General features: G+C 67.0%; 20 protein-coding genes and 2 pseudogenes. 15 read left to right on the top strand and 7 right to left on the bottom strand.

Annotated elements, in window-relative coordinates; translation table 11 throughout:
• Positions 1 to 272: 272 nt before the first annotated feature.
• The 4 genes from phaP (at position 273) to WK25_RS13365 (ending at position 3641) form a co-directional block, all read left to right on the top strand.
• Complete coding sequence (gene phaP, locus WK25_RS13380; RefSeq protein WP_059544732.1) at positions 273 to 854, top strand: TIGR01841 family phasin; 582 nt, start codon at positions 273 to 275, stop codon at positions 852 to 854.
• 247 nt (positions 855 to 1101) lie between these two features.
• The gene (locus WK25_RS13375; RefSeq protein WP_069241999.1) at positions 1102 to 2283 is read left to right on the top strand and encodes an acetyl-CoA C-acetyltransferase; all 1182 of its coding nucleotides are present in this window, start codon (positions 1102 to 1104) and stop codon (positions 2281 to 2283) included.
• A 217-nt stretch (positions 2284 to 2500) separates the two neighbouring features.
• Positions 2501 to 3244 (top strand): acetoacetyl-CoA reductase, encoded by a 744-nt coding sequence (phbB, locus tag WK25_RS13370; protein WP_069241753.1) that lies wholly within the window; start codon positions 2501 to 2503, stop codon positions 3242 to 3244.
• 193 nt (positions 3245 to 3437) lie between these two features.
• The gene (locus tag WK25_RS13365; RefSeq protein ID WP_040141967.1) at positions 3438 to 3641 is read left to right on the top strand and encodes a hypothetical protein; all 204 of its coding nucleotides are present in this window, start codon (positions 3438 to 3440) and stop codon (positions 3639 to 3641) included.
• Between the two features lie 79 nt (positions 3642 to 3720).
• Here the strand turns inward: WK25_RS13365 and WK25_RS13360 are convergent, their stop codons facing one another.
• Both WK25_RS13360 and WK25_RS13355 read right to left on the bottom strand, forming a co-directional pair.
• Positions 3721 to 4023, bottom strand: coding sequence for a hypothetical protein (locus WK25_RS13360; RefSeq protein WP_069241752.1), 303 nt, complete (start codon positions 4021 to 4023; stop codon positions 3721 to 3723).
• Between the two features lie 22 nt (positions 4024 to 4045).
• Positions 4046 to 4297, bottom strand: a pseudogene (locus WK25_RS13355) (3-hydroxylacyl-ACP dehydratase); the annotation flags it as partial.
• A gap of 208 nt (positions 4298 to 4505) precedes the next feature.
• Between WK25_RS13355 and WK25_RS13350 the strand changes: the two are divergent.
• Positions 4506 to 5267 (top strand): M48 family metalloprotease, encoded by a 762-nt coding sequence (locus WK25_RS13350; RefSeq protein WP_040141963.1) that lies wholly within the window; start codon positions 4506 to 4508, stop codon positions 5265 to 5267.
• 147 nt (positions 5268 to 5414) lie between these two features.
• On the opposite strand, the gene WK25_RS13345 is transcribed toward WK25_RS13350, so the two are convergent.
• The gene (locus tag WK25_RS13345) at positions 5415 to 7115 is read right to left on the bottom strand and encodes a lactate permease LctP family transporter (RefSeq protein WP_069241751.1); all 1701 of its coding nucleotides are present in this window, start codon (positions 7113 to 7115) and stop codon (positions 5415 to 5417) included.
• Positions 7116 to 7148: 33 nt separating this feature from the next.
• Between WK25_RS13345 and WK25_RS13340 the strand changes: the two are divergent.
• From WK25_RS13340 to WK25_RS13320, 5 genes and pseudogenes are all read left to right on the top strand, one after another.
• Positions 7149 to 7469, top strand: a pseudogene (locus tag WK25_RS13340) (FadR/GntR family transcriptional regulator); the annotation flags it as partial.
• Between the two features lie 173 nt (positions 7470 to 7642).
• Positions 7643 to 9265 carry a phospholipase D family protein gene (locus tag WK25_RS13335; RefSeq protein WP_069241750.1) on the top strand — a complete coding sequence of 541 codons (1623 nt, stop codon included), beginning with the start codon at positions 7643 to 7645 and terminating at the stop codon, positions 9263 to 9265.
• 231 nt (positions 9266 to 9496) lie between these two features.
• A complete protein-coding gene (locus tag WK25_RS13330; RefSeq protein WP_040141956.1) occupies positions 9497 to 10270 on the top strand; it encodes a class II aldolase/adducin family protein in 774 nt (257 codons plus the stop codon).
• Positions 10271 to 10619: 349 nt separating this feature from the next.
• Positions 10620 to 11054, top strand: a complete 435-nt coding sequence (locus WK25_RS13325) for a CHRD domain-containing protein (RefSeq protein ID WP_040141954.1) — start codon at positions 10620 to 10622, stop codon at positions 11052 to 11054.
• A 104-nt stretch (positions 11055 to 11158) separates the two neighbouring features.
• Positions 11159 to 12121: an alpha/beta hydrolase gene (locus WK25_RS13320; protein WP_040141952.1), complete on the top strand. Its 963-nt coding sequence runs from the start codon at positions 11159 to 11161 to the stop codon at positions 12119 to 12121.
• Here the strand turns inward: WK25_RS13320 and WK25_RS13315 are convergent.
• Positions 12091 to 12933, bottom strand: coding sequence for an EcsC family protein (locus tag WK25_RS13315; RefSeq protein ID WP_069241749.1), 843 nt, complete (start codon positions 12931 to 12933; stop codon positions 12091 to 12093). The genes WK25_RS13320 and WK25_RS13315 overlap by 31 nt on opposite strands.
• Before the next feature lie 110 nt (positions 12934 to 13043).
• On the opposite strand from WK25_RS13315, the gene WK25_RS13310 reads away from it, so the two are divergent.
• Complete coding sequence (locus WK25_RS13310) at positions 13044 to 14639, top strand: MDR family MFS transporter (protein WP_069241748.1); 1596 nt, start codon at positions 13044 to 13046, stop codon at positions 14637 to 14639.
• Between the two features lie 26 nt (positions 14640 to 14665).
• Complete coding sequence (locus tag WK25_RS13305; protein WP_040141948.1) at positions 14666 to 15112, top strand: MarR family winged helix-turn-helix transcriptional regulator; 447 nt, start codon at positions 14666 to 14668, stop codon at positions 15110 to 15112.
• 125 nt (positions 15113 to 15237) lie between these two features.
• On the opposite strand, the gene WK25_RS13300 is transcribed toward WK25_RS13305, so the two are convergent.
• Complete coding sequence (locus WK25_RS13300) at positions 15238 to 15819, bottom strand: DJ-1/PfpI family protein (RefSeq protein WP_040141946.1); 582 nt, start codon at positions 15817 to 15819, stop codon at positions 15238 to 15240.
• A 172-nt stretch (positions 15820 to 15991) separates the two neighbouring features.
• Positions 15992 to 17272, bottom strand: a complete 1281-nt coding sequence (locus WK25_RS13295) for an amino acid deaminase (RefSeq protein ID WP_069241747.1) — start codon at positions 17270 to 17272, stop codon at positions 15992 to 15994.
• A 119-nt stretch (positions 17273 to 17391) separates the two neighbouring features.
• On the opposite strand from WK25_RS13295, the gene WK25_RS13290 reads away from it, so the two are divergent.
• The 3 genes from WK25_RS13290 to WK25_RS13280 all read left to right on the top strand — a co-directional run bounded on the left by WK25_RS13290 (position 17392) and on the right by WK25_RS13280 (position 20281).
• The gene (locus WK25_RS13290) at positions 17392 to 18330 is read left to right on the top strand and encodes a MurR/RpiR family transcriptional regulator (protein ID WP_069241746.1); all 939 of its coding nucleotides are present in this window, start codon (positions 17392 to 17394) and stop codon (positions 18328 to 18330) included.
• Positions 18331 to 18332: 2 nt separating this feature from the next.
• The gene (locus WK25_RS13285) at positions 18333 to 19814 is read left to right on the top strand and encodes an N-acyl-D-amino-acid deacylase family protein (protein WP_040141941.1); all 1482 of its coding nucleotides are present in this window, start codon (positions 18333 to 18335) and stop codon (positions 19812 to 19814) included.
• 80 nt (positions 19815 to 19894) lie between these two features.
• Entirely contained in the window at positions 19895 to 20281 is a 387-nt protein-coding gene (locus tag WK25_RS13280) for a RidA family protein (protein ID WP_040141939.1), read from the top strand.
• A 146-nt stretch (positions 20282 to 20427) separates the two neighbouring features.
• On the opposite strand, the gene queF is transcribed toward WK25_RS13280, so the two are convergent.
• Complete coding sequence (gene queF, locus WK25_RS13275; RefSeq protein ID WP_059548686.1) at positions 20428 to 21258, bottom strand: NADPH-dependent 7-cyano-7-deazaguanine reductase QueF; 831 nt, start codon at positions 21256 to 21258, stop codon at positions 20428 to 20430.
• Positions 21259 to 21263: the final 5 nt, after the last annotated feature.

The raw sequence follows: 21263 nt of genomic DNA, 5'->3' as shown, positions 1-21263 counted from the left end.
CGCGATCCCGTAAAAAAGTAAAAACCTTTGAGAATCAAGTCTTAGGCGCGAAGTTGGAACACATGCTGTTTCGGCCCTCCGCCAGCCGGAACGGCATATAAGGGTTTTCACCTAGCATTAATTCAATTTAATTCACAATCAATGCCTCTAGAATGACCTTCCTCGACTTCTCGCATTCAATCGATTTGCGGGTGGCGAATAAGGAAGCGGACCACGATCCGACTTCGATTTTCTTTACGTTATCTCTCGCATTGCTAACAGGAGCGTGACCGATGTCCGTATTTGCCCCCGAAAAATTCGCCGCCGATTACCAGTCCGGCATTGCCGCGTGGTTCGCGATCGCCCGTCCGGCAATCAATGGCTTCGAAGCCGTGGTTGAACTCAACCTGCAAGCGGCCAAGACGGCGCTCGAGGAATACGAGGACAAGCTGAAGAACGCGTTCAATGCGAACAACCCGGTCGCGAGTTTCGCGCAGCAGGTTGCCGCGCCGCAGGAAGCTGCCGGCAAGGCCGTCGCTTACGGCCGCCATTTGTTCGACATCGCGGTGTCCACGCAGGCCGAATGGGCGAAGGTCGCGCAGGCTCAGTACGAGCAGACGGACAAGCGCGTGAAGGACGTGGTCGGTGAGCTGACGAAGCATGCGCCCGCCGGTTCGGGCGCCGTGGTCGCCGCGCTCAACTCGGCGCTGACCGCGGCGACTGCCGCGGCCGATTCAATGCGCGCCGCGACCGGGCAGGCGATCGAGGCCGCGCAAAGCGGTTTCGACGCGGTCACCGAAACGACGGCGCGCAGCGCCAGGCAGACGGCCGCCGCCGCGCGCAAGGAAGCGGCTTCGCGCGACACGGCGGCCTGAGCGCGATTCACGCGACACGACACGACCGAAAGCGGCGCGGGCGGGCGCCGATTGCCGCGTGTGCCACGCGACGATCGATGAAGCGCCCGCCGGCCCAGCGTGACCGGCCGCGGCCCGATCGTGCGGAGGCGTCGCGCGCGCAAGCGTGCGGCCGTTCCTCCGCATTCCCGGCCGCGCGGCGCATCTGCGCCGTCCGGTTCGGGCACGCACACGGATCGACCCACTGACTTCAATGCAGGAACAGAACATGACGGACGTAGTGATCGTATCGGCCGCGCGGACCGCGGTCGGCAAATTCGGCGGCTCGCTCGCGAAGGTTGCGGCACCGGAGCTGGGCGCGACGGTGATTCGTGCGGTGCTGGAGCGTGCGGGCGTGAAGCCCGACCAGGTGAGCGAAGTGATCATGGGCCAGGTGCTGACGGCGGGCTCCGGGCAGAACCCGGCGCGCCAGTCGCTGATCAAGGCCGGCCTGCCGAATGCGGTGCCGGGCATGACGATCAACAAGGTGTGCGGTTCGGGCCTGAAGGCCGTGATGCTCGCGGCGAACGCGATCATCGCGGGCGATGCGGAGATCGTGATCGCCGGCGGCCAGGAAAACATGAGCGCGGCGCCGCACGTGCTGCCGGGCTCGCGCGACGGCTTCCGGATGGGTGATGCGAAGCTGGTCGACACGATGATCGTCGACGGGTTGTGGGACGTGTACAACCAGTACCACATGGGGATCACCGCGGAGAACGTTGCGAAGGAATACGGGATCACGCGCGAGGAGCAGGACGCGTTCGCGGCGCTGTCGCAGAACAAGGCGGAAGCCGCGCAGAAGGCCGGCCGTTTCAACGACGAGATCGTGCCGGTGGCGATTCCGCAGCGCAAGGGCGAGCCGGTGCAATTCGCGACCGACGAATTCGTGCGCCACGGCGTGACGGCAGAATCGCTGGCGGGGTTGAAGCCGGCGTTCGCGAAGGACGGGTCGGTGACGGCGGCGAACGCGTCGGGGCTGAACGACGGCGCGGCGGCGGTGCTGGTGATGTCGGCGCAGAAGGCGGCGGCGCTGGGTCTGACGCCGCTTGCGCGGATCAAGGCGTACGCGAACGCGGGCGTGGATCCGAGCGTGATGGGCATGGGCCCGGTGCCGGCGTCGCGCCGTGCGCTGGAGCGCGCGGGCTGGACGCCGGGCGACCTGGATCTGATGGAAATCAACGAAGCGTTCGCGGCGCAGGCGCTGGCGGTGCACAAGCAGATGGGCTGGGACACGTCGAAGGTGAACGTGAACGGCGGGGCGATCGCGATCGGCCACCCGATCGGCGCGTCGGGCTGCCGGATCCTGGTGACGCTGCTGCACGAGATGGTCAAGCGCGACGCGAAGCGCGGGTTGGCGTCGCTGTGCATCGGCGGCGGGATGGGCGTCGCGCTCGCGGTCGAGCGCGACTGAGCGGGTTCTGAAGGTCATGCACGCGTGCGGCGCCAACCTGCGCCGCACACGCGCGAAGTGCGCTTCGCGCGGGACAAGCTGCGAACAACAAGCGTGATGTTCCGATGCGCGCCGCGTCCGCGTGGCGGGCGGAGCGCGTCGCAGCGGCGGAGCCGGCGGCATCAGCAGTGCCGCCGCTTCGCATCATTGATTAATTTACTTGCCGGTGAATAATAGGATGACTAAGCGAATTGCAGTTGTGACGGGCGGGATGGGCGGTCTGGGCGAAGCGATCAGCATCCGGTTGAGCGATGCTGGCCACCGGGTCGTCGTCACGTATTCGCCGAACAATACCGGCGCCGATCGCTGGCTGACCGAGATGCATGCGGCCGGCCGCGAATTCCGCGCATATCCGGTGGACGTGGCCGATTACGATTCCTGCCAGCAATGCATCGAGAAGATCGTCCGGGACGTCGGCCCGATCGATATCCTCGTGAACAACGCGGGCATCACGCGCGACATGACGTTGCGCAAGCTCGACAAGGTCAACTGGGATGCGGTGATCCGCACCAATCTCGATTCCGTGTTCAACATGACGAAGCAGGTGTGCGACGGCATGGTCGAGCGCGGCTGGGGACGCATCGTCAACATCGCGTCGGTCAACGGCTCGAAGGGCTCGGTCGGCCAGACCAACTACGCGGCCGCGAAAGCCGGCATGCACGGTTTCACGAAATCGCTCGCGCTCGAAATTGCGCGCAAGGGCGTGACGGTGAACACCGTGTCGCCTGGCTACCTCGCGACGAAGATGGTGACTGCGATTCCGCAGGACATCCTCGACACGAAGATCCTGCCGCAGATTCCGGCGGGCCGGCTCGGTCGACCGGAGGAAGTCGCCGCGCTGATCGCGTTTCTGTGCTCGGAGGATGCCGGCTTCGTGACGGGCTCCAACATCGCGATCAACGGCGGCCAGCACATGTGCTGAAGCGCAGCGGCCCGGGCGGCGCTTGCGCGTGTCCGGGCCGTGCTCCCGCTGTATCGAGCGCCGGAGCGGCGCGCGTGCGCGGTGACGGAGCGCGGCGCCGGTTTGCCGCGCACGCGGCAGGCAAATTCGCCCCGCGCTACGGCCAGGCAACCGCTGCACGCGCGCCGCACCGGCTTCGCATTCCGGAGGCGGCATGGGTGAAACCTGGATGGGACTCGCGATCGGCGGCTCGGCGCTGGCCGTCGCGTTGACGATGGCGATCGCGCTTCACTGGCTCGAGCGGCGTCGCGCGCGACTGTTGCGCAACTTCGACCATCGCGATTGCTGGTTCATCGCGTACGGCAAGCGCCTTGCGCGCGGGCCCGCGCGTGGGACGCGTGGCGGCAGCGCGCGATGACGCCGGCGGCGCGGCAGCCGCGCGTTCGGCGTCGTGCCGCATCCCGCGCATCCGCTTGCGGAGCGCGGGACCTTCACGCTCAATCGTTGCGCTTCTGCGTGCCGTCGCCCGAATCGTTCTTGTGAAAGATCCGCTTCGTCGTGCGTTTGGTGGCATCCCAGCCCTCACGCGATGCATGCGCGATACCGTGCCCGACCGCCTTTGCAGCGCTCGCGGTCGCATGGCCGAAGCTGCGCGCGGCTTCGCCGGTCTTGTGCGCGGCTTCCTTCGAGTCTCGCTTGATGTCCTGCTTCACTTCCGACATGTCCGACATGTCCGCGTGCGCGATCGGGCTGATCAGCGCGAGAACGAACGCGGTGCGAATGAACTGACGTGCTTTCACGACCTGGCTTTCCTGGGTTGATTCATCGAGGCTCCGCGCGCCCGGCAGGCGGCGGAACGAATGCGCCGGCGGCCGATGCGTCGAGCATCACCGCGGCGCGGCCGCTGAACAGCACGCGCTCGCCGCAGCGCAGCGCGAAGCCGTACAGCACCGGGCGGTCGTCGCCGCCGACGCGTTCGGCGTCGACGGTCAGCGGCAGCGCGAACGCGTCGAGTCGATCGACGAATGCGTCGACGTCGCGCATGCTCGCCAGATAGCCCACGCGCGGGCGCGCAGGCTCACGCGGCGGTCGCGTTCCCCTTTCAGCCGCTTGCCCGGACACGGCGACTGATTGCCGGTTCATTGCCGGTCCGCGAAGCAATATCTTCGTTCATTACGATTCGCTAAACAATCAGCATGTCATGCGATGTAAACATCTGGTAATTTTCTGCCGGATTATGCAAAATCGCCGCTCCCAAATACTAACTACCGAGGGATCCGGGATGCATATCAAGAAAGCGGCGGCAGCGTGTGGCATGGCGTTCCTGTTGAGCGCATGCGGCGGCGTGCAGAATCTCGACGCGAACAGCCTCACGTCGGCGGGGACCAACCTGTTCAAGGCAGCGACGCTGTCGGACAGCGACATCGCGGCACTGTCGAACGACTCGTGCAAGGCGAGCGATGCGGAATCGAAGATCGCGGCGCCGAACAGCGCGTATGCGAAGCGCCTGACGAAGGTGATGAAGGGCTTCGGCGACATGACGCTGAACGGCCAGAAGATCAACTACAAGGTCTATCTGACCAAGGACGTGAACGCGTGGGCGATGGGCAACGGCTGCGTGCGCGTGTACAGCGGCCTGATGGACATGATGAACGACGACGAACTGCGTGGCGTGATCGGTCATGAAATGGGCCACGTCGCACTGGGTCATTCGAAGAAGGCGATGCAGACGGCGTACGCGGTGAGCGCGGCGCGCACCGCGGCCGGCGCGGCTTCGCCGGGCGTTGCGGCGCTGACGAGCTCGCAGCTCGGCGACATCACCGAGAAGTTCATCAACGCGCAGTTCTCGCAGACGCAGGAAAGCGCGGCCGACGACTACTCGTTCGACCTGATGAAGCAGAAGAACATGAACCAGAAGGGCCTCGTCACCGCGTTCCAGAAGCTCGCGCAGCTCGATGGCGGCAAGAGCTCGATGATGAGCTCGCACCCGTCGTCGACGAGCCGTGCGCAGCATATCCAGGATCGCATCGCGAAGGGCAGCTGATCGCCGGCCGGCGCCGGGGCGACCCGGCAGCCGCGACGACGATGTCCATGCAGAAACCCCCACGCGCTCGCGGGCGTGGGGGTTTCTTTTTTTCAGCGGCCGGGAAAGTGGTGCGCAAAGCGCCGGTCCGCGCCGCCGCGCCGGCGGTTACGGCACCATCCCGGGCAGTACGTATGCCTGCACCAGCGTGATCAAACCGACGATCACCGCGAACAGCAGGCTGTGGCGCACCGTGAAGCGAAACAGCTCGGACTCCCTGCCGACGAGGCCCGTCGCCGCGCATGCGACCGCGATCGACTGGGGCGAGATCATCTTCGCCGTCACGCCGCCCGTCGTGTTCGCGGCAACCGCGAGCGTCTCGGGCACGCCGAGCTGATGCGCGGTCGCCTGCTGCAGCGAGCAGAAAAGCGCGTTCGACGACGTGTCGGAGCCGGTCAGGAACACGCCGAGCCAGCCGAGGAACGGCGAGAAGAACGGGAATGCGGCGCCGGTCGCGGCGAGCATCAACGCGAGCGTCGACGACATCCCCGAGTAGTTCGCGACGAACGCGAACGCGAGCACGAGGCCGATTGACAGAATCGGGCGCGTGAGCTCTTTCAGCGTTTCGCCGAACGTGACGAGCGCGTCGCGCGGCTTCATCCGCAGCAGTGCCATCGAGATCAGCGCGGTCACGAGGATCGCGCTGCCGACCGCCGATACGAGATCGATCTTCATCACCGCATCGAGCGCCTTGGGCGTCGCGGCGATCGGCGCAGTCTTCACGATCAGCTGATCGAGCCCGGCTACGTGGAACTTCAGCACGGTCGATGCGAGCGCGCCGTGCACGGCGAACAGCGCCTTGAACGGCGCGAGGCTCCACACGGTGACGACGGCCGTCAGGATCAGAAACGGCGACCACGCGCGCACCGTCTGCCCGAACGTGTACGGCGACGCGCGGCGGCTCGAGCCCGAACCGCCGTCGCCCGCGCCGAACCCGGCGAGCGCCGCAGCGCCGCCGGACACGACGATCCCGCCTGCCCTCTGCGTCGCACTGCTCGGCTGCCAAATCTTCAGGAACGCCGCGAGCGACACGAGGCTGACGAGCGAAGACGTGATGTCCGGCAGCTCCGGCCCGATGTGGTTCGACGTGAAATACTGCGTGATCGCGAAGCTGCCGCCGGCGACGAGCGCGGCCGGCCACGTCTGCCGCACGCCGCGCAGCCCGTCCATCATGAACACGAGCCAGAAGGGCACGGCGAGCGACAGCAGCGGCAGCTGGCGGCCGGCCATCGCGCCGATGTGGAACGCGTCGAGGCCCGTCACCTGCCCGGCGACGATGATCGGAATGCCCATCGCGCCGAACGCGACCGGCGCGGTATTGGCAATCAGACAGAGCCCGGCTGCATGCAGCGGCTTGAAGCCGAGGCCGACGAGCAGCGCGGCCGTGATCGCGACAGGTGCGCCGAAGCCGGCCGCGCCTTCGAGGAACGCGCCGAACGAGAAGCCGATCAGCAGCATCTGCAGCCGCTGGTCGTCGGTGATCGACAGCACCGACGCCCGGATCACGTCGAACTGGCCGGTTTTCACGACGATCTTGTACAGGAACACGGCCGCGACGATGATCCAGGCGATCGGCCACAGGCCGTACGCGAACCCGAAGCCGGCCGCCGCGAGCGCCTGCGGCACCGGCATCCGGTACGCGAGGATCGCGACGCCGAGCGACAGCAGCAGCGTGATTGCCGCGGCGACGTGCCCCTTCATCCGCAATGCGGCAAGCGCGACGAAAAAGAAGATGATCGGAATTGCGGCGACGAACGCCGACAGCCCGAGGCTGCCGAGCGGCGTATAGATCTGACGCCAAACCTGCATGGGTGTCTCCTCCATGGATTTCTATCGGTACGGGAAACCGCGCACGCGAACGAGGACGCGGCCGTCGAGGCGGCAACCGACGCGAAGCTGCACGAGGCGATTGCGCTCGCATCGCACAACACGATGTTCCTGCATCTGCATACGAGCGTGATCGGGATGCTGCGCGAGCACATTTCGATCAACGTCGCCGGGATGACGACGTGCGACGAGCAGGCGTCCGAGTTGTTGTTGCAGCAGCACCGTGTCGTCTGCGATGCAATCTGCGCGCACCGGCCCGAGGAGGCGCGCACCGCGATGCAGACCCATATCGACTATGTGCGAAGTCATTTCGAGCGAAGTGGCAACACGTCGTGAGATTGGTTGGACCACCGGCGCGCCGAGCTTGCGCGGCGGCCGCGCGGCGGCGCTCTGGCCCGCCGTGCGATTGACCGGTTCATCGGGCGGCTACTAGAATCGGCCGGAACTGCCCGTCAGCCGCGCGCCGCGGCGATCACGTGCCCATTGATCCGATTGTCGAGGAAGCCTCCGTGCTCACGTCTTTGATCCGGCGCGCACCGGCCGCGCTGTCGTGGCGCGCCGTGTGCCGCCCGGCCCGCGCACTGATCGCGTGCGCGCTGCTGCCGCTCGTCGCCTGCGCGACGCACCCGCCCGCCACGTCGCTCGATCGTCCGGTGTCCCACGCGCTGTCGGCCGACAGCGCGACGCCGCTGCGCGACGCGCTGGCGGCGCCGGCGGCCGCGCATCCGGGGCAGTCCGGTTTCCGGCTGCTCGCCGACGGCGCGACCGCGTTGCAGATGCGTATCGCGCTCGCGCGTGCGGCGACGAAGACGCTCGACATGCAGTACTACATCGCGACCGAGGACACGACCGGCAAGCTGTTGCTCGCCGCGGCGCTGTACGCGGCCGATCGGGGCGTGCGCGTGCGGATGCTGGTCGACGACCTGAACTTCCACGACATCGACCGCGTGATGGCCTCGCTGAATACGCACCCGAACATCGAGATCCGCGTATTCAATCCGTTCGGCGCGTCGCAGCGCGGAATGGTCGAGCGCACGGCCAACTTCCTCACGCGCATCGACAGTTTCACGCGCCGCATGCACAACAAGGCGATGATCGCGGACAACCAGCTCGCGATCGTCGGCGGCCGCAACCTCGGCGACGAATACTTCAGTGCGAGCCCGACCCTGCAGTTCCGCGATCTCGACGTGCTGTCGGCCGGGCCGGTGACGCACGACATCTCGAAGAGCTTCGACGACTATTGGGCAAGCGCGAGCAGTTATCCGCTGCGCGTGCTGAATCATCAGAAGTTCGATCCGAAGGATCTCGACGCGACGCGCGACGAGTTGCGCGAGCACTGGCGCAAGAACGCGGATCCGTACAACGCGAAGCCCCTGAACGCGACGCCGCTCGCGCAGCAGATCGCACGCGAGCAGCTCGAGCTCGTGTGGGCGCCGGCCGAATTCAAGGTCGATGCGCCGGACAAGATCGCGCGACCGACCGGCACCTACGTGAGTCCGCCGATGCAGCGCCTGGCCGAACTCGCGCGCGGCGCACGCAAGGAGTTCCTCGCGTTTTCGCCGTATTTCGTGCCGCACGACGCCGGCGTGAAGATCCTCGGCGACACGGCCGCGCGCGGCGTGCGTATCGCGATCGTCACGAATTCGCTGGCCGCGACCGACGCGATCGCGGTGCAGGCCGGCTATGCGCCGTATCGCGTACCGTTGCTGCAGCGCGGCGTCGAGCTATACGAATTCAAGTCGCAGCCGGACCAGGCGCCGCCACGGCTGTTCGGCTCTCGCTCGCGTGCGAGCCTGCATGCGAAAGCATATGTGATCGACCGGCAAATCCTCGTGATCGGTTCGCTGAACCTCGACCCGCGCTCCGCGCACCTGAACACCGAGCTGGCGCTGGTGATCCACAGCCCGGTGCTCGCGGAGCAGGCCGCGGCGATCTTCGCGCGCGTCACGCAGCCCGACGAAAGCTACCGCGTGACGCTCGCGAAGCAGGCGGACGGCAGCCCGCCCGCGCTTGAATGGACGGGTACCGACGACGGCCGCACCACGACCTATCACGTCGACCCGCATGCGGGGCTGCTGCGCAACGTGATGACGGGCATCTTCACGCTGCTGCCCGTCGACGACCAGCTGTAAGGGCGCGAACGACTCCGGCAAAACCCGCGATACCGGCGTGCGGGCAAAGGTGATATCGTTGTGCACGCAACGATATCCATGACGTGACGGTCTCGGCGGCGGCTCGCGCAATGCGGGTCGGAGCCTTGCCGCACGCCGCGCCGCATGCGCCATCCGCGCATCTGGCGCCTGCCGACGATGGACGATGTGCGCCGCACGTGCGGCCGCGCCCGCCCGCAACCGGAGTAGCCCATGCAACGTGTACCGAACCAGCCGTTCACGCGTCCCGCCCGTTTCTCCGAAGCCGAATGGCAGGCGCGCGTGCAGCTCGCGGCCGCCTACCGGATCTTCGACCATCTCGGCTGGACCGAGCTGATCTACAACCATATCTCGCTGCGCGTGCCCGGCGAAGACGGCCATTTCCTGATCAATCCGTTCGGGCTCCATTACCGCGAGGTTTGCGCGTCGAATCTCGTGAAAATCGACATCGACGGCAACGTGATCGGGCATTCCGACTGGCCGATCAACCCGGCGGGCTTCACGTTCCACAGCGCGATCCACGCGGCGCTCCCGGATGCGCATTGCGTGATGCACGTGCACACGACGCCGACGATGGCCGTGTGCTGCTCGCGCGACGGGCTATCGTTCTCGAACTTCTACTCCGCGCAGCTGTACGGAAAGATCGCCTATCACGACTTCGAGGGCATCACCGTGCATCTCGACGAAGGCCGGCGCATCGTCGCCAGCGCCGGCGGGCGACCTGTGCTGCTGTTGCGCAACCACGGGCCGGTGACGATCGGCGCGACGCTCGCGCAGACCTTCTCGCTGATGTGGCTGCTCAATCGCGCGTGTGAGGTGCAGGTCGCAACGCGCGCTATCGGCGACGCATTGCCGATCGAGCCATCGGTACTCGAGGGCTGCGTGCGCGATTCGCTGAATTTCGATCCGAAGCACGGTGCGGGGCAGGACGCATTCGACGCGCTGCAGCGCATCGTCGATCGCATCGATCCGGGCTATCGCGCGTGATGCGCGAGCGTCGCCGCAGCTGCTCGTCACCCGGTCGATTCGTGATGATCGGCGGTTCGCGGTAACCAATCTGCATCCCGAGGCCCGATTCGAGGCGGCGCGGGCAAAAAAAAACGCGGCCGGGCGGCCGCGTGAATACTCGCAGACTCCTTCGGACGAAGGAAACAAGCAACTGTGAGACGAAGTGTAGCGAAAGGCCGCACGCGGATTCAGGGCTTGCGGTGCAAAGGTCTCTTCCTGGTTCCGGCAGGCTGGCGGTTCGCGCATGTGCTGCCGGATCAGCGGCGATCGACTACCATCATGGAGCGCCCCCGGCCGGGCGGCGTCCCAAGTCGTACAAGGAGGATTCATGCTGAAGCTGCGTTTGCTCCAGGCCGTATTGCTCGCAGGCGTCATGGCCGCCGGCAGTGCCGCCGCCGAAACGATGCATCTGTCCGCCAGCCTGCAGCCGTCGAGCGAGGTGCCGCCCACCGCGACGAAAGGCTCCGGCGCGGTCGACGCTACCTACGACACGGCTACCCACATGCTTCGGTGGACGGTGACTTACGATCACCTCACCGGTCCGGCGACCGCCGCCCACTTCCACGGTCCCGCGCCGGTCGGCCAGAACGCGGGCGTGCAGGTGCCGATCCCGAAAGACGGGCTTGCGAGCCCCATCAAGGGCGAGAAGGAGCTCACCGACGCGCAGGTGACGGAGCTGATGAGCGGCAAGTGGTACTTCAACGTGCACACGAAGGAGCATCCGGCCGGCGAAATCCGCGGCCAGCTGATGCCGGCGAACTGAGCCCGGCGAATCCGCGCGCCCGCGTTTGATATGGAGGCTCCGGTCGAGCGGCGTGGCGACGATTGCACGTACCATCGCCACACCGCGACGACGGAGTGTGTTCGATGAGTTGGCAAAGCAAGTTCGCGTGCTGGCTGCTGCGCTGGCAGTTTCGTCCGGAGACCATGCGCCCGGTGCTCGACCCCGCCCGCGCGCGGCGCTTCACCGACCTCAGAATGGTCATCCCGCGGCGTGTGCCGTCGGGCTATCGGCTGCGCGAATGCTACGGGCCCGGCGACGCGCCGCTGCGCGGCGAATGGCTCGAGCGCACCGGCGCGGTCGCGGCGCGCGGCGCCGGCCGCACGCTGCTGTATTTCCACGGCGGCGGCTACTACTTCTGTTCGACGAAAACCCATCGGCCGCTCGTGTTCCGGCTGACCCGGCGCGCGGGCGTGCGCTCGTTCTCGCTCGACTACCGGCTCGCTCCGGAAAACCGCTTCCCGGCTGCGCTCGACGATGCGCTGGCCGCGTATCGCCAACTGCTCGCGCTCGGCACGCCGCCCGAGTCGATCGTGTTCGGCGGCGACTCGGCAGGCGGCGGTCTCGCGCTCGCGACACTCGTCGCGCTGCGCGATCGCGGCGAGCCGTTGCCGGCCGGCGCGATCCTGTTCTCGCCGTGGACCGATCTCGCGGGCACCGGCGACACGATGCGTACCAACGACGGCCGCGACCCGATGTTCTCGGCCGCCGCGCTGCCGAAGGCGGCAAAGCTGTATCTCGGTGATGCACCGGCGACGCATCCGTATGCGTCGCCGCTCTATGCGGATCTTGCCGGACTGCCGCCGCTGTTCATCCAGGCGGGCAGCACCGAGGTGCTGCTCGACGATGCGCGGCGCGTTGCCGACAACGCGAAGGCGGCTGGCGTGCCGGTGGAACTGGAGGTGTGGCCCGACATGCCGCACGTGTGGCAGCTGTACACGCCGATGGTGCCGGAGTCGCGCGACGCGCTCGATCGTGCCGCGGCGTTCCTGCGTCGCGTCGCGGTCGAGCGGGCGATTCAGCGCGCGGGCGAGCCGTCGATCGCCTGATACGCGGCCTTCACCGCAACCGACCCGTACTTGCGCTCGAGCCGGCGCACGGTGAAGTGGCCGTGCGCCATCTGCTGAAAGTGGTCGATGAACAGCGTGTTGACCGTCGCGCCGAGCACCGCGCCGATCGCCGGGATGGACTTCGCGGCCATCTGCTCGGTCACCTGCACCGAAAAGCGCGACGCGACCGTCTGCACCAGCTTGAATACCGCTGCCGAGCCGTGCGCGGTGACGCCCTTCGTCGTGATGTCCGACGACGCCTTCGAAATCGCCTGCGCGAGCGCACCGCGCAGCACGAAATAGCCGAGATCGGCTTCTTCCTCCTGCTTGTCCGGCGCACCGCCCATGCCGAGGACGGCCAGGCACTGCAGCTGCGTATCCACTGAACCGAGATCCTCGCCTTCGCTGCGCGCGATGTCGCACACCGAGCGGAAGATCAGCGTGGTCGTCACCGGCAACTCGACCGGCAACGCGAGGAAGCCGAACGCGCCGCCCGCAGCGCCGGTGGTCGCGACCGCGAGCTTGTGCAGCAGGTTGCTCGGCTTCTCCGGCTCCGCATCGGGCGTCTGCGGCTTGCCGAGCGTGCGCAGTGCGATGTTCAGGCATTTGCGCAGCGCGAGCTGCGTCGCGTCGTTGATCTTCCCGGTCGCGAAATCGGGCAGCCGCGCGATCATTTTCTCGACCGGCGCGCCCAGCACGCCCGTGAGCTTCATCGTCAGCGACGGGCTTTCCAGCACCTGCTTCGCGCGCCGCAGCGCGTCCTGGTCTTCCGGCGACAGCGTCGCCGCGGGCGTGATCGAAATCGGTTCCATGTTTCTCCTTCGCGGCCGGGAACGGGCCCCCGAACGTCGCCGGCCTAGATTACTCCGGCATGCTAGAATTTTGAGATTGCTTGACCCGTCAAAAGTTGCATCAACAAAAAATGGCCGTCCATACTGCCGCCCACCATTCGAGCGGGCAACTGCTGCCGTTCCGTGAATCGTTGCTGGCGATGATCGGGATCTCGTTCGTCACCATGCTGGTCGCGTTCGATCAGACCGTCGTCGGCACCGCGCTGCCGACCATCGTCGCCGAACTCCGCGGTTTCGACCTGTACGCGTGGGTGGCGACCTCGTACCTGCTCAGTTCCGTGATTACCGTGCCGATCTTCGGCCGCCTCGGCGACTATTACGGCAGGAAGCCGTTCGTCATCGCGTCGATCGTCGTGTTCACCGGCGCGTCGGTGCTATGCGGGATGGCCAACGACATGCTGTTCCTGGTCCTCGCGCGCGGCCTGCAGGGGATTGGCGGCGGGATGCTGGTCGGCACTGCGTTCGCGTGCATTCCGGACCTGTTCCCCGACTCGGTCGTGCGGCTGCGCTGGCAGGTGCTGATGAGCTCGGCCTTCGGCATCGCGAACGCGATCGGGCCGTCGCTCGGCGGGTTCCTCACGCAGTCGTTCGGGTGGCGCTCGGTGTTCTACGTGAACCTGCCGATCGGCATCCTTTCGCTGTTCTTCGTGTGGCGCTATCTGCCTCACCTGCGCCACGTCGAGCATCAGCGCAAGATGCGGCTCGACTGGCCCGGTGCGCTGCTGATCGCGTTGTCGCTCGGTGCGCTGCAGCTGTTCGTCGAATGGCTGCCGAAGTACGGCGCGGCGAGCTGGGCGTCACTGCTGCTGGTCGTCGCGGTCGGCGCCGGGATCGGCTTGTGGCATTGGGAAAAGCGCTCGGCGCAGCCGATTCTGCCGTTCGACATGTTCGGCAACCGGGCGCTCGCCGCGCTGTTCGTGCTCGCGATCCTGGCCGGCTTCTCGATGTTCTCGCTGCTGTTCTACGCGCCGCTGCTGTTCCAGGGCGGCTTCGGAATGTCGCCGAAGGAGGCGGGGCTCGTGATCACGCCGCTCGTCGTGTTCATCACGATCGGCAGCATCATGAACGGCCGTGTCGTCACGCGCATCCGCAATCCGAACGCGATGCTGCAGGTCGGGTTCGTGCTGTTCGCCATCGCGTGCGCAGGGGTCGTCGTGGCGACGCACGCCACGCCGGGCTGGATGTTGATGGCGCTGATGGTGGCCGGCGGGATCGGGCTCGGCTTCGTGCTGCCGAACCTGACCGTGTTCGCGCAGCAGACGGCCGGCCGCGAGCATCTCGGTATCGCGACCGCGCTGCTGCAGTCGCTGCGTATGGTCGGCGGGATGATCGGCACCGCGCTGACCGGCACGCTCGTCAACCAGCTGTATTCGAGCGGCGTGCGCGATGCGCTGTCGCGCGATCACGCGCTGCAATGGCATGCGCAGCTCGCCGATCCGCAGATACTAATCGATCGCGCCGCGCAGGGCGGTCTTGTCGCGGAGCTCACGCGCGCCGGGCATAATGGCGCGCTGCTGCTGGAAGCGGCCCGCGAATCGCTGGTCGGCGCGATCCACGTCGGCGTCGCGATGGCGGCCGTCGTCGCCGTGGTATCGGTGTGGCAGTGCCGACGCGTGCCGCCGATCGCGTTGCGGCACAAGATCGAGCCGCACGTCGCGGCCGACTGACCGATTGAACGAACAGAACTGAGCGCATGGAAGAACAGGACCGCGTCGCGATCTTGCAGCAATTCGGACGCACGTATCGCGCGTTCATGACCGCATTTGAGACGCACGTCGGACAGCCGATGCCGCGTTGGCGGATCATGGTCGCACTGCACACGATGGGCGGGCATTCGTCGCAGAAGAAGCTCGTCGAGGTGCTGCGCATCGATCCGGGCGCGCTCACGCGCCAGTTGAAGTCGCTCGACGCGCTCGGCTGGATCGAGCGCGCGTCCGATGCGCGCGACAACCGCGTGACCAACGTCACGCTGACCGCCGAAGGCCGCGCCGCGTTCGACGCGTGTCTGCCGCGCCGCAAGGCGTTCATCGAACAGACGATGGCGCAATTGCCGGATGACGTGCTGACCGCGCTGTCGGGCGCGCTCGCGATGCTGGAGTCGCGGATCGCCGACGTCGGCTCGCCCCCGGCGCCGCACTGAAGCAGCGGGGCCCGACGGGGCGCACCCGTCGGCCGCGCTCAACCGGCGACGCGCAGTGCGCGTACGCCCCTGCACCTGTCGGCGTTTCGCTTACTTCGCATTATTTCAATTCACGCCGGCGCCGTTCAAAGCTCGATGCGCGTACCGAGCAGCGCGAGGAACTGCGCGAGCCATGCCGGATGCGCGGGCCATGCGGGCGCGGTGACGAACGGCGCGTCGGTGACGGCCGCGTCGACCGGGATGTCCGCATATTCGCCGCCGGCGAGCTTCACCTCGGGTGCGCAGGCCGGGTAGGCCGAGATGCGTTTGCCGCGGATCACGTCGGCGGCCGCGAGCAGTTGCGCCGCGTGGCAGATCGCGGCAATCGGCTTGCCGGCTTCCGCGAACGCGCGCACCAGCGAGATTACCTTCGGGTCGAGGCGCAGGTATTCGGGCGCGCGGCCGCCCGCGATCGCGAGCGCGTCGTAGCCCGACGCATCGACGTCGTCGAACGTCGCGTTCAGCGTGAAGTTGTGACCCGGTTTTTCGGTGTAGGTCTGGTCGCCTTCGAAATCGTGGATCGCGGTCTTGACCTTGTCGCCCGCGCGCTTGCCCGGGCAGACCGCGTCGACGTGGTGGCCGACCGCCTGCAGTGCCTGGAACGGCACCATCGTTTCATAGTCTTCGGCGAAATCACCGGTCAGGAACAGGATCTTCTTCGCGGCCATGGCTTTCTCCATTGAACAGCGTTGAGGGTCCGTTCGCGCCGTGTGCGGCAGGCTGGAGCAACGGCGGCGAAGCGGCACCGAGGACGAAAGCGCAGTGTACTCCGGCAGATTGAAGCGCGCGTGACGAACGCCCCGCGCGACGGCGGAGCGCTCACGCGGCGCGTGCGATGCGTCAGAAGAACGTTTCGACGACTTCCGTCACGCGGAACTGCGGATCGAGGACGAGCAGCTGGCGCCACTTGTCGAACGTCAGGCACGGGTGCGAGATGTCGAACGCAACCATGTCGCCGACCTTCACGTCGGCGCCGGGCGGAATCTTCAGGTACGCGTGCTGGTCCATCATCCCGGTGACTGCCCAGCCCTCGCTCGCGGCGACGTCGCGCGGCGCGCTGTCGCGGCCCGGCCGGAAGTGGCGCGCCGGCTCGGGCAAGCCTGCGTCGAACGCCGCGTCGCGCTTGCCGAGCGCGATGATCGCGCGGTCGGCTTCCGGCACGGATTGCACGTACGCCCACAGCTGCAGCGCCGGCAGCAGCCCTTCGCCCATCCGGCGCGCGATCGGGTTGCGCGCAAACACGTCCGTCTGCGCTTTCTTGTAGATGCCGACGTCGTGCGTCAGGTAGCAGCCCGGACGCAGCACGACTTCCGCGAAACCCGCATCGGACGCCTTCGCGAATTCTTCCGCGACCACGTCGTACCACGCCGACCCGGCACCCGACAGAATCGCCGGCGTGCGCGCGAACCGGCCGGCTTCCGCCAGCTCGCGCGTGAACGCGACGGCATCCTGCAGGAACGCGCGGATTTCGCCTTCCTCCTTCAGCACGCCTTCGTAAAGTTCGATGCCCGCGAGCTTCAGCGTGCCGGGATAGCGAGCGATCGCGCCCAGCACGGCCTCACGCTGCGCGGCGTCGCGCACGCCCGCGCGGCCGCCCGGCACGCCGAGCTCGATCAGCACGTTCAACGTCTTGTTCGCGTCGCCGAAGAAGCGGCCGAGCTGGTCGACGCTGTCGGCCGAATCGACGAGGCAGAAGAACTCGAAATCGGGATCGGACAGCAGCCCGGCGATGATCGTCATGTTCTGGCGGCCGACCAGCTCGTTCGCGAGCAGCACGCGCCGCACGCCGCCGTGATACGCGGCCTGCGTCTGATGCGCGGTCGCGAGCGTGATGCCCCACGCGCCTGCCGCGAGCTGGCGGCGGAACAGTTGCGGCGCCATCGTCGTCTTGCCGTGCGGCGCGAATTGCGCGCCGTACTGCTGGACGAACGCCTGCATCCAGTTCAGATTGTGTTCGATGCGATCCGCGTACAGGACGGCGGCCGGCAGGCTTACGTCTTCCGCGAGCAGGTTCCACTCGAGCCGGCCCGCGTCGTCGAGCGGCACGCTCGCGCTCGGCACGTTGCCGAGACCCTTGCCCAACGGATTGATTGTCGGTTCTTGATAGTTTGTAACTTTCATCTCATCCCGCTCCATCATCACGATGCATTGCACTGAAGTTGACACGCAGATGGTACAGAAAGTAGCATCGGCGCGGTGATGTTATTTAGTAACATCGAGCTTCGCGTCCTTTTTCTCAGATGAATACGCCCGTGACTCCGTCCGCTGCATTTGCAGCCGACCCGCCGTCCGCGCCGTTCGCCGCGCCGGTCCTCGATATCGTTGCGCGGATCGCCGAATGCGCGCCAGAGCTGCGTGAAGCCGAACGCAAGGTCGCAGCGTTCATCCTCGCCGATCTCGCGCGCGCCGCGCATGCGAGCATCGGCGCGCTCGCGCGCGACGCGGAAGTCAGCGTCGCGACGGTCACGCGATTCGCGAAGGCCGTCGGCTGCCGCGACGTGCGAGAACTGAAGGTGCTCGTTGCGCAGGCAGCGGCCGTCGGGCAGCGCTTTCTCGCGCCTTCCGGCGAGCATCCCGGCGAAGATGCAAATGCCGCATCGGTCGTCTACGACGAGATCCGCGTCGCGCTCGCGCACAACCACCAGTTGCTGCGCAATACGTCGTTCGACGCGGCCGCCGACCTGCTTGCCGGCGCGAAGATGATTTATGTGTACGGGCAGGGCGGCGGCTCGACCGCGCTCGCCGACGAACTGCGCTTCCGGCTCGTGCGCTTTGGCCGACCGGTCGCGACCTATCAGGACAGCCTGTTGCAGCGAATGGTGTCGGCGACGCTGTCGCGCGACGCCGTGGTCGTCGCGCTGTCGGTGAGCGGGCGCGTGCCCGAGTTGCTCGAAAGTTGCCGCGTCGCGAAGCGTTATGGCGCGACGCTGATCGCGATCACGGCGCCGGCGTCGCCGCTTGCGGCGCTCGCCGATCACCTGATTCCGGTCGTCGCGTTCGAAACCGATTTCATTTACAAGCCTTCGACATCGCGCTACGCGATGATGATGGCGATCGACGTGCTCGTCACCGGGGTCGCGTTGCGGCTCGGGGATGCGGGCCGGGAATCGCTGCGCCGCATCAAGCACGCGCTCGATGCGCACCGCGGCGGCGGAGACCGTCAACCGGTAGGAGACTGACCATGCATTCGCATCCCGAAGCCGCCGATACGCTGATCGTCGGCGCGCAGCTGTACGACGGCACCGGCGCACCGCCGGTCACGCGCGACGTCGCGATCCGCAACGGCTTCATCGCCGCGATCGGCAACCTGTCGAACTGGCTTGCGGAGGCCGTCGTCGATGCGAACGGCCGCGCGCTCGCGCCGGGTTTCGTCGACGTGCACACGCACGACGACACCCACGTGATCCGCGCGCCGCAGATGCTGCCGAAGATCTCGCAAGGCGTGACGACCGTGATCGTCGGCAACTGCGGGATCAGCGCGTCGCCGGTGACGCTGGACGGCGACCCGCCCGACCCGATGAACCTGCTCGGCGATCGCGACGCGTTTCGCTACCCGACTTTCGCCGCCTATGTCGAGGCCGTCAACGGCGCGCACCCGGCCGTGAACGTCGCGGCACTCGTCGGCCACACCGCGCTGCGCAACAACCAGATGGACCGCCTCGACCGCGCGGCGACCGACGGCGAGATCGCCGGGATGCGCACGCAGCTCGAGGAGGCGCTCGCCAATGGCGCGCTCGGCCTGTCATCGGGCCTTGCGTACGGTTCCGCGTTCGCGGCGCCGGCCGAGGAGGTGATGGCGCTTGCCGAGCCGCTTGCGAATGCCGGTGCGCTGTACACGACGCACATGCGCACCGAGTTCGACGCGATCCTCGACGCGATGGACGAAGCGTACCGCGTCGGCCGTCACGCGAAGGTGCCGGTCGTGATCTCGCACCTGAAGTGCGCGGGCCCGTCGAACTGGGGGCGCAGCACCGAGGTGCTCGCGTCGCTCGAACGTGCGCGCCGCTACCAGCCGGTCGGCTGCGATTGCTATCCATACAGCCGCAGCTCGTCGACGCTCGACCTGAAGCAGGTGACCGGCGACATCGACATCACGATCACGTGGTCGGAGCCGCATCCGGAAGTCGCCGGCAAGCTGCTGAAGGCGATTGCCGCCGATTGGGGCGTGACCGAGCAGGAGGCCGCGCAGCGGATTCGTCCGGCCGGCGCCGTGTACCACAACATGTCCGAGGACGATGTGCGCCGGATCCTGTCGCACCCGGCGACGATGGTCGGCTCGGACGGGCTGCCGAACGATCCGCTGCCGCATCCGCGGCTGTGGGGCGCGTTTCCGCGCGTGCTCGGCCATTACGTGCGCGACACGAACCTGCTGCCGCTCGAGGAAGCGATTCGCAAGATGACGTCGCTGTCCGCGCGCCGCTACGGGATCGCGAAGCGCGGCGAAGTGCACGTCGGTTATCACGCGGATCTCGTGCTGTTCGATCCGGCGCGCGTGCTCGATGCGGCCACGTTCGAGAAGCCGCAGCAGCCTGCGCACGGGATCGATGCGGTGTGGGTGAACGGCGTGCTGACCTACGAGAACGGGCGGGCGACCGGCGAGCGCGCGGGCGGATTCATCGCGCGCGGCGAACGCGTGCCGGCGAGCGGCGACGCCGCGTTCTGAACGCGGGCGCATTTCGATATTCCGCGTGCGCCGCGTTCGGCGCACGCATTCGCAACGGAACTGAAACAGGAGTGAAAACGATGAAGCGATATGGCGTGGGCGAAGCGAAGGGCACCGGCGGTCAGGTAATGCCGTTTGCGCGCGCGGTCGAGGCCGACGGCTGGCTGTACGTGTCGGGGCAGACGCCGATGGTGAACGGCGAGGTCGTCGAAGGCGGGATCGTCACGCAGTCGAAGCAGGCGATCGAAAACGTGATCGCGATCCTGAAGGAGGCCGGCTACGGGCTCGAACACGTCGTGCGCTGCGGCGTGTGGCTCGACGACGCGCGCGATTTTGCGTCGTTCAACAAGGTGTTCATTTCGTACTTCGGCGAACACCCGCCGGCACGCGCGTGCGTGCAGTCGAGCATGGTTATCGACTGCAAGGTCGAGGTGGATTGCATCGCGTACAAGCCGCCGGTGAAGTAACGCGGCGAGGGTTTGCATTGCAAAGAGGCCGGCGCATTCGCGTGCGTCGGCCTCTTTGCGTTATGGCGGCGTTGAGGCGCGACCGACCGGAGATGCGCGGGCAGGTGAAGGGCGGCAGGTCAAAATGCCTGCCGGCCTGCGTTCATTCACTGCCGCGCAGTCCGCGCATTATCCGGCATCGGCTGGTTGTAATTGGTCCGGAACGGATTGATGTCGAGCCCGCCGCGGCGTGTATACCGCGCATACACCGCGAGCTTCACCGGTTTGCACGCATGCAGGATGTCGAGGAAGATTCGTTCGACGCACTGCTCGTGAAAGCCCGTGTGATTGCGGAACGAGATGATGTAGCGCAGCAGCCCCGCGTGATCGATTTGCGGGCCGACGTAATGGATCTGCACGCTGCCCCAGTCCGGCTGGCCGGTGACCGGGCAGTTCGAGCGCAGCAGGTCGGACACGAGCGTTTCCTCGACCGGCGCTTCGTCCTCGGCGTCCGCGGCCGACAGCAGCGAAGGATCCGGTTCGTACACGTCGGTGTCGAGATCGAGCCGGTCGAGCGACAGCCCGTCGAGCTCTTCCATCTCGAGCTTGCCGAAATCGTGCGGCGACACGAGCTGCACCGACACGCTTGCGCCGCACGCGGCCGACACGTCGCGCTTGAGCACGTCGCGCACCGCGTCGACCGAGTCGAACTTCGATTGCGCGAACGAGCCGAGATACAGCTTGAACGACTTCGATTCGACGATGTTCGGCGATTCGGCCGGCACGTAGAACGTCGCGATCGCGAGCTGCGGCTTGCCGCGCGCGTTGAGCCACGACAGCTCGTAAGCGTTCCAGATGTCGGTGCCGAAGAACGGCAGCGCCGACGTGATGCCGAGCTGCTCGCGCGCGCCGGCGCGCGGGATCGGGAACAGCAGCGATGCATCGTACTGCGCCGCGTAGACGGTAGCCTTGCCGAGCGGGGATTGTTCGGGGTTCATGGGAC

It is taken from the genome of Burkholderia latens (assembly GCF_001718795.1).
GTDB classification, from domain to species: domain Bacteria; phylum Pseudomonadota; class Gammaproteobacteria; order Burkholderiales; family Burkholderiaceae; genus Burkholderia; species Burkholderia latens_A.
Note: the sequence above shows the minus strand (reverse complement) of the source record. Positions and strands in the feature narration are given on the sequence as shown.

Excerpts from the sequence above, each read along its gene's own strand:
- phaP (WP_059544732.1), top strand. The coding sequence starts at position 273 with ATGTCCGTATTTGCCCCCGAAAAATTCGCCGCCGATTACCAGTCCGGC.
- phbB (WP_069241753.1), top strand. The coding sequence starts at position 2,501 with ATGACTAAGCGAATTGCAGTTGTGACGGGCGGGATGGGCGGTCTGGGC.
- WK25_RS13365 (WP_040141967.1), top strand. The coding sequence starts at position 3,438 with ATGGGTGAAACCTGGATGGGACTCGCGATCGGCGGCTCGGCGCTGGCC.
- WK25_RS13290 (WP_069241746.1), top strand. The coding sequence starts at position 17,392 with ATGAATACGCCCGTGACTCCGTCCGCTGCATTTGCAGCCGACCCGCCG.
- WK25_RS13350 (WP_040141963.1), top strand. The coding sequence starts at position 4,506 with ATGCATATCAAGAAAGCGGCGGCAGCGTGTGGCATGGCGTTCCTGTTG.
- WK25_RS13310 (WP_069241748.1), top strand. The coding sequence starts at position 13,044 with ATGGCCGTCCATACTGCCGCCCACCATTCGAGCGGGCAACTGCTGCCG.
- WK25_RS13330 (WP_040141956.1), top strand. The coding sequence starts at position 9,497 with ATGCAACGTGTACCGAACCAGCCGTTCACGCGTCCCGCCCGTTTCTCC.
- WK25_RS13280 (WP_040141939.1), top strand. The coding sequence starts at position 19,895 with ATGAAGCGATATGGCGTGGGCGAAGCGAAGGGCACCGGCGGTCAGGTA.
- WK25_RS13305 (WP_040141948.1), top strand. The coding sequence starts at position 14,666 with ATGGAAGAACAGGACCGCGTCGCGATCTTGCAGCAATTCGGACGCACG.
- WK25_RS13285 (WP_040141941.1), top strand. The coding sequence starts at position 18,333 with ATGCATTCGCATCCCGAAGCCGCCGATACGCTGATCGTCGGCGCGCAG.
- WK25_RS13300 (WP_040141946.1), bottom strand. The coding sequence starts at position 15,819 with ATGGCCGCGAAGAAGATCCTGTTCCTGACCGGTGATTTCGCCGAAGAC.
- queF (WP_059548686.1), bottom strand. The coding sequence starts at position 21,258 with ATGAACCCCGAACAATCCCCGCTCGGCAAGGCTACCGTCTACGCGGCG.
- WK25_RS13320 (WP_040141952.1), top strand. The coding sequence starts at position 11,159 with ATGAGTTGGCAAAGCAAGTTCGCGTGCTGGCTGCTGCGCTGGCAGTTT.
- WK25_RS13375 (WP_069241999.1), top strand. The coding sequence starts at position 1,102 with ATGACGGACGTAGTGATCGTATCGGCCGCGCGGACCGCGGTCGGCAAA.
- WK25_RS13315 (WP_069241749.1), bottom strand. The coding sequence starts at position 12,933 with ATGGAACCGATTTCGATCACGCCCGCGGCGACGCTGTCGCCGGAAGAC.
- WK25_RS13295 (WP_069241747.1), bottom strand. The coding sequence starts at position 17,272 with ATGAAAGTTACAAACTATCAAGAACCGACAATCAATCCGTTGGGCAAG.
- WK25_RS13325 (WP_040141954.1), top strand. The coding sequence starts at position 10,620 with ATGCTGAAGCTGCGTTTGCTCCAGGCCGTATTGCTCGCAGGCGTCATG.
- WK25_RS13345 (WP_069241751.1), bottom strand. The coding sequence starts at position 7,115 with ATGCAGGTTTGGCGTCAGATCTATACGCCGCTCGGCAGCCTCGGGCTG.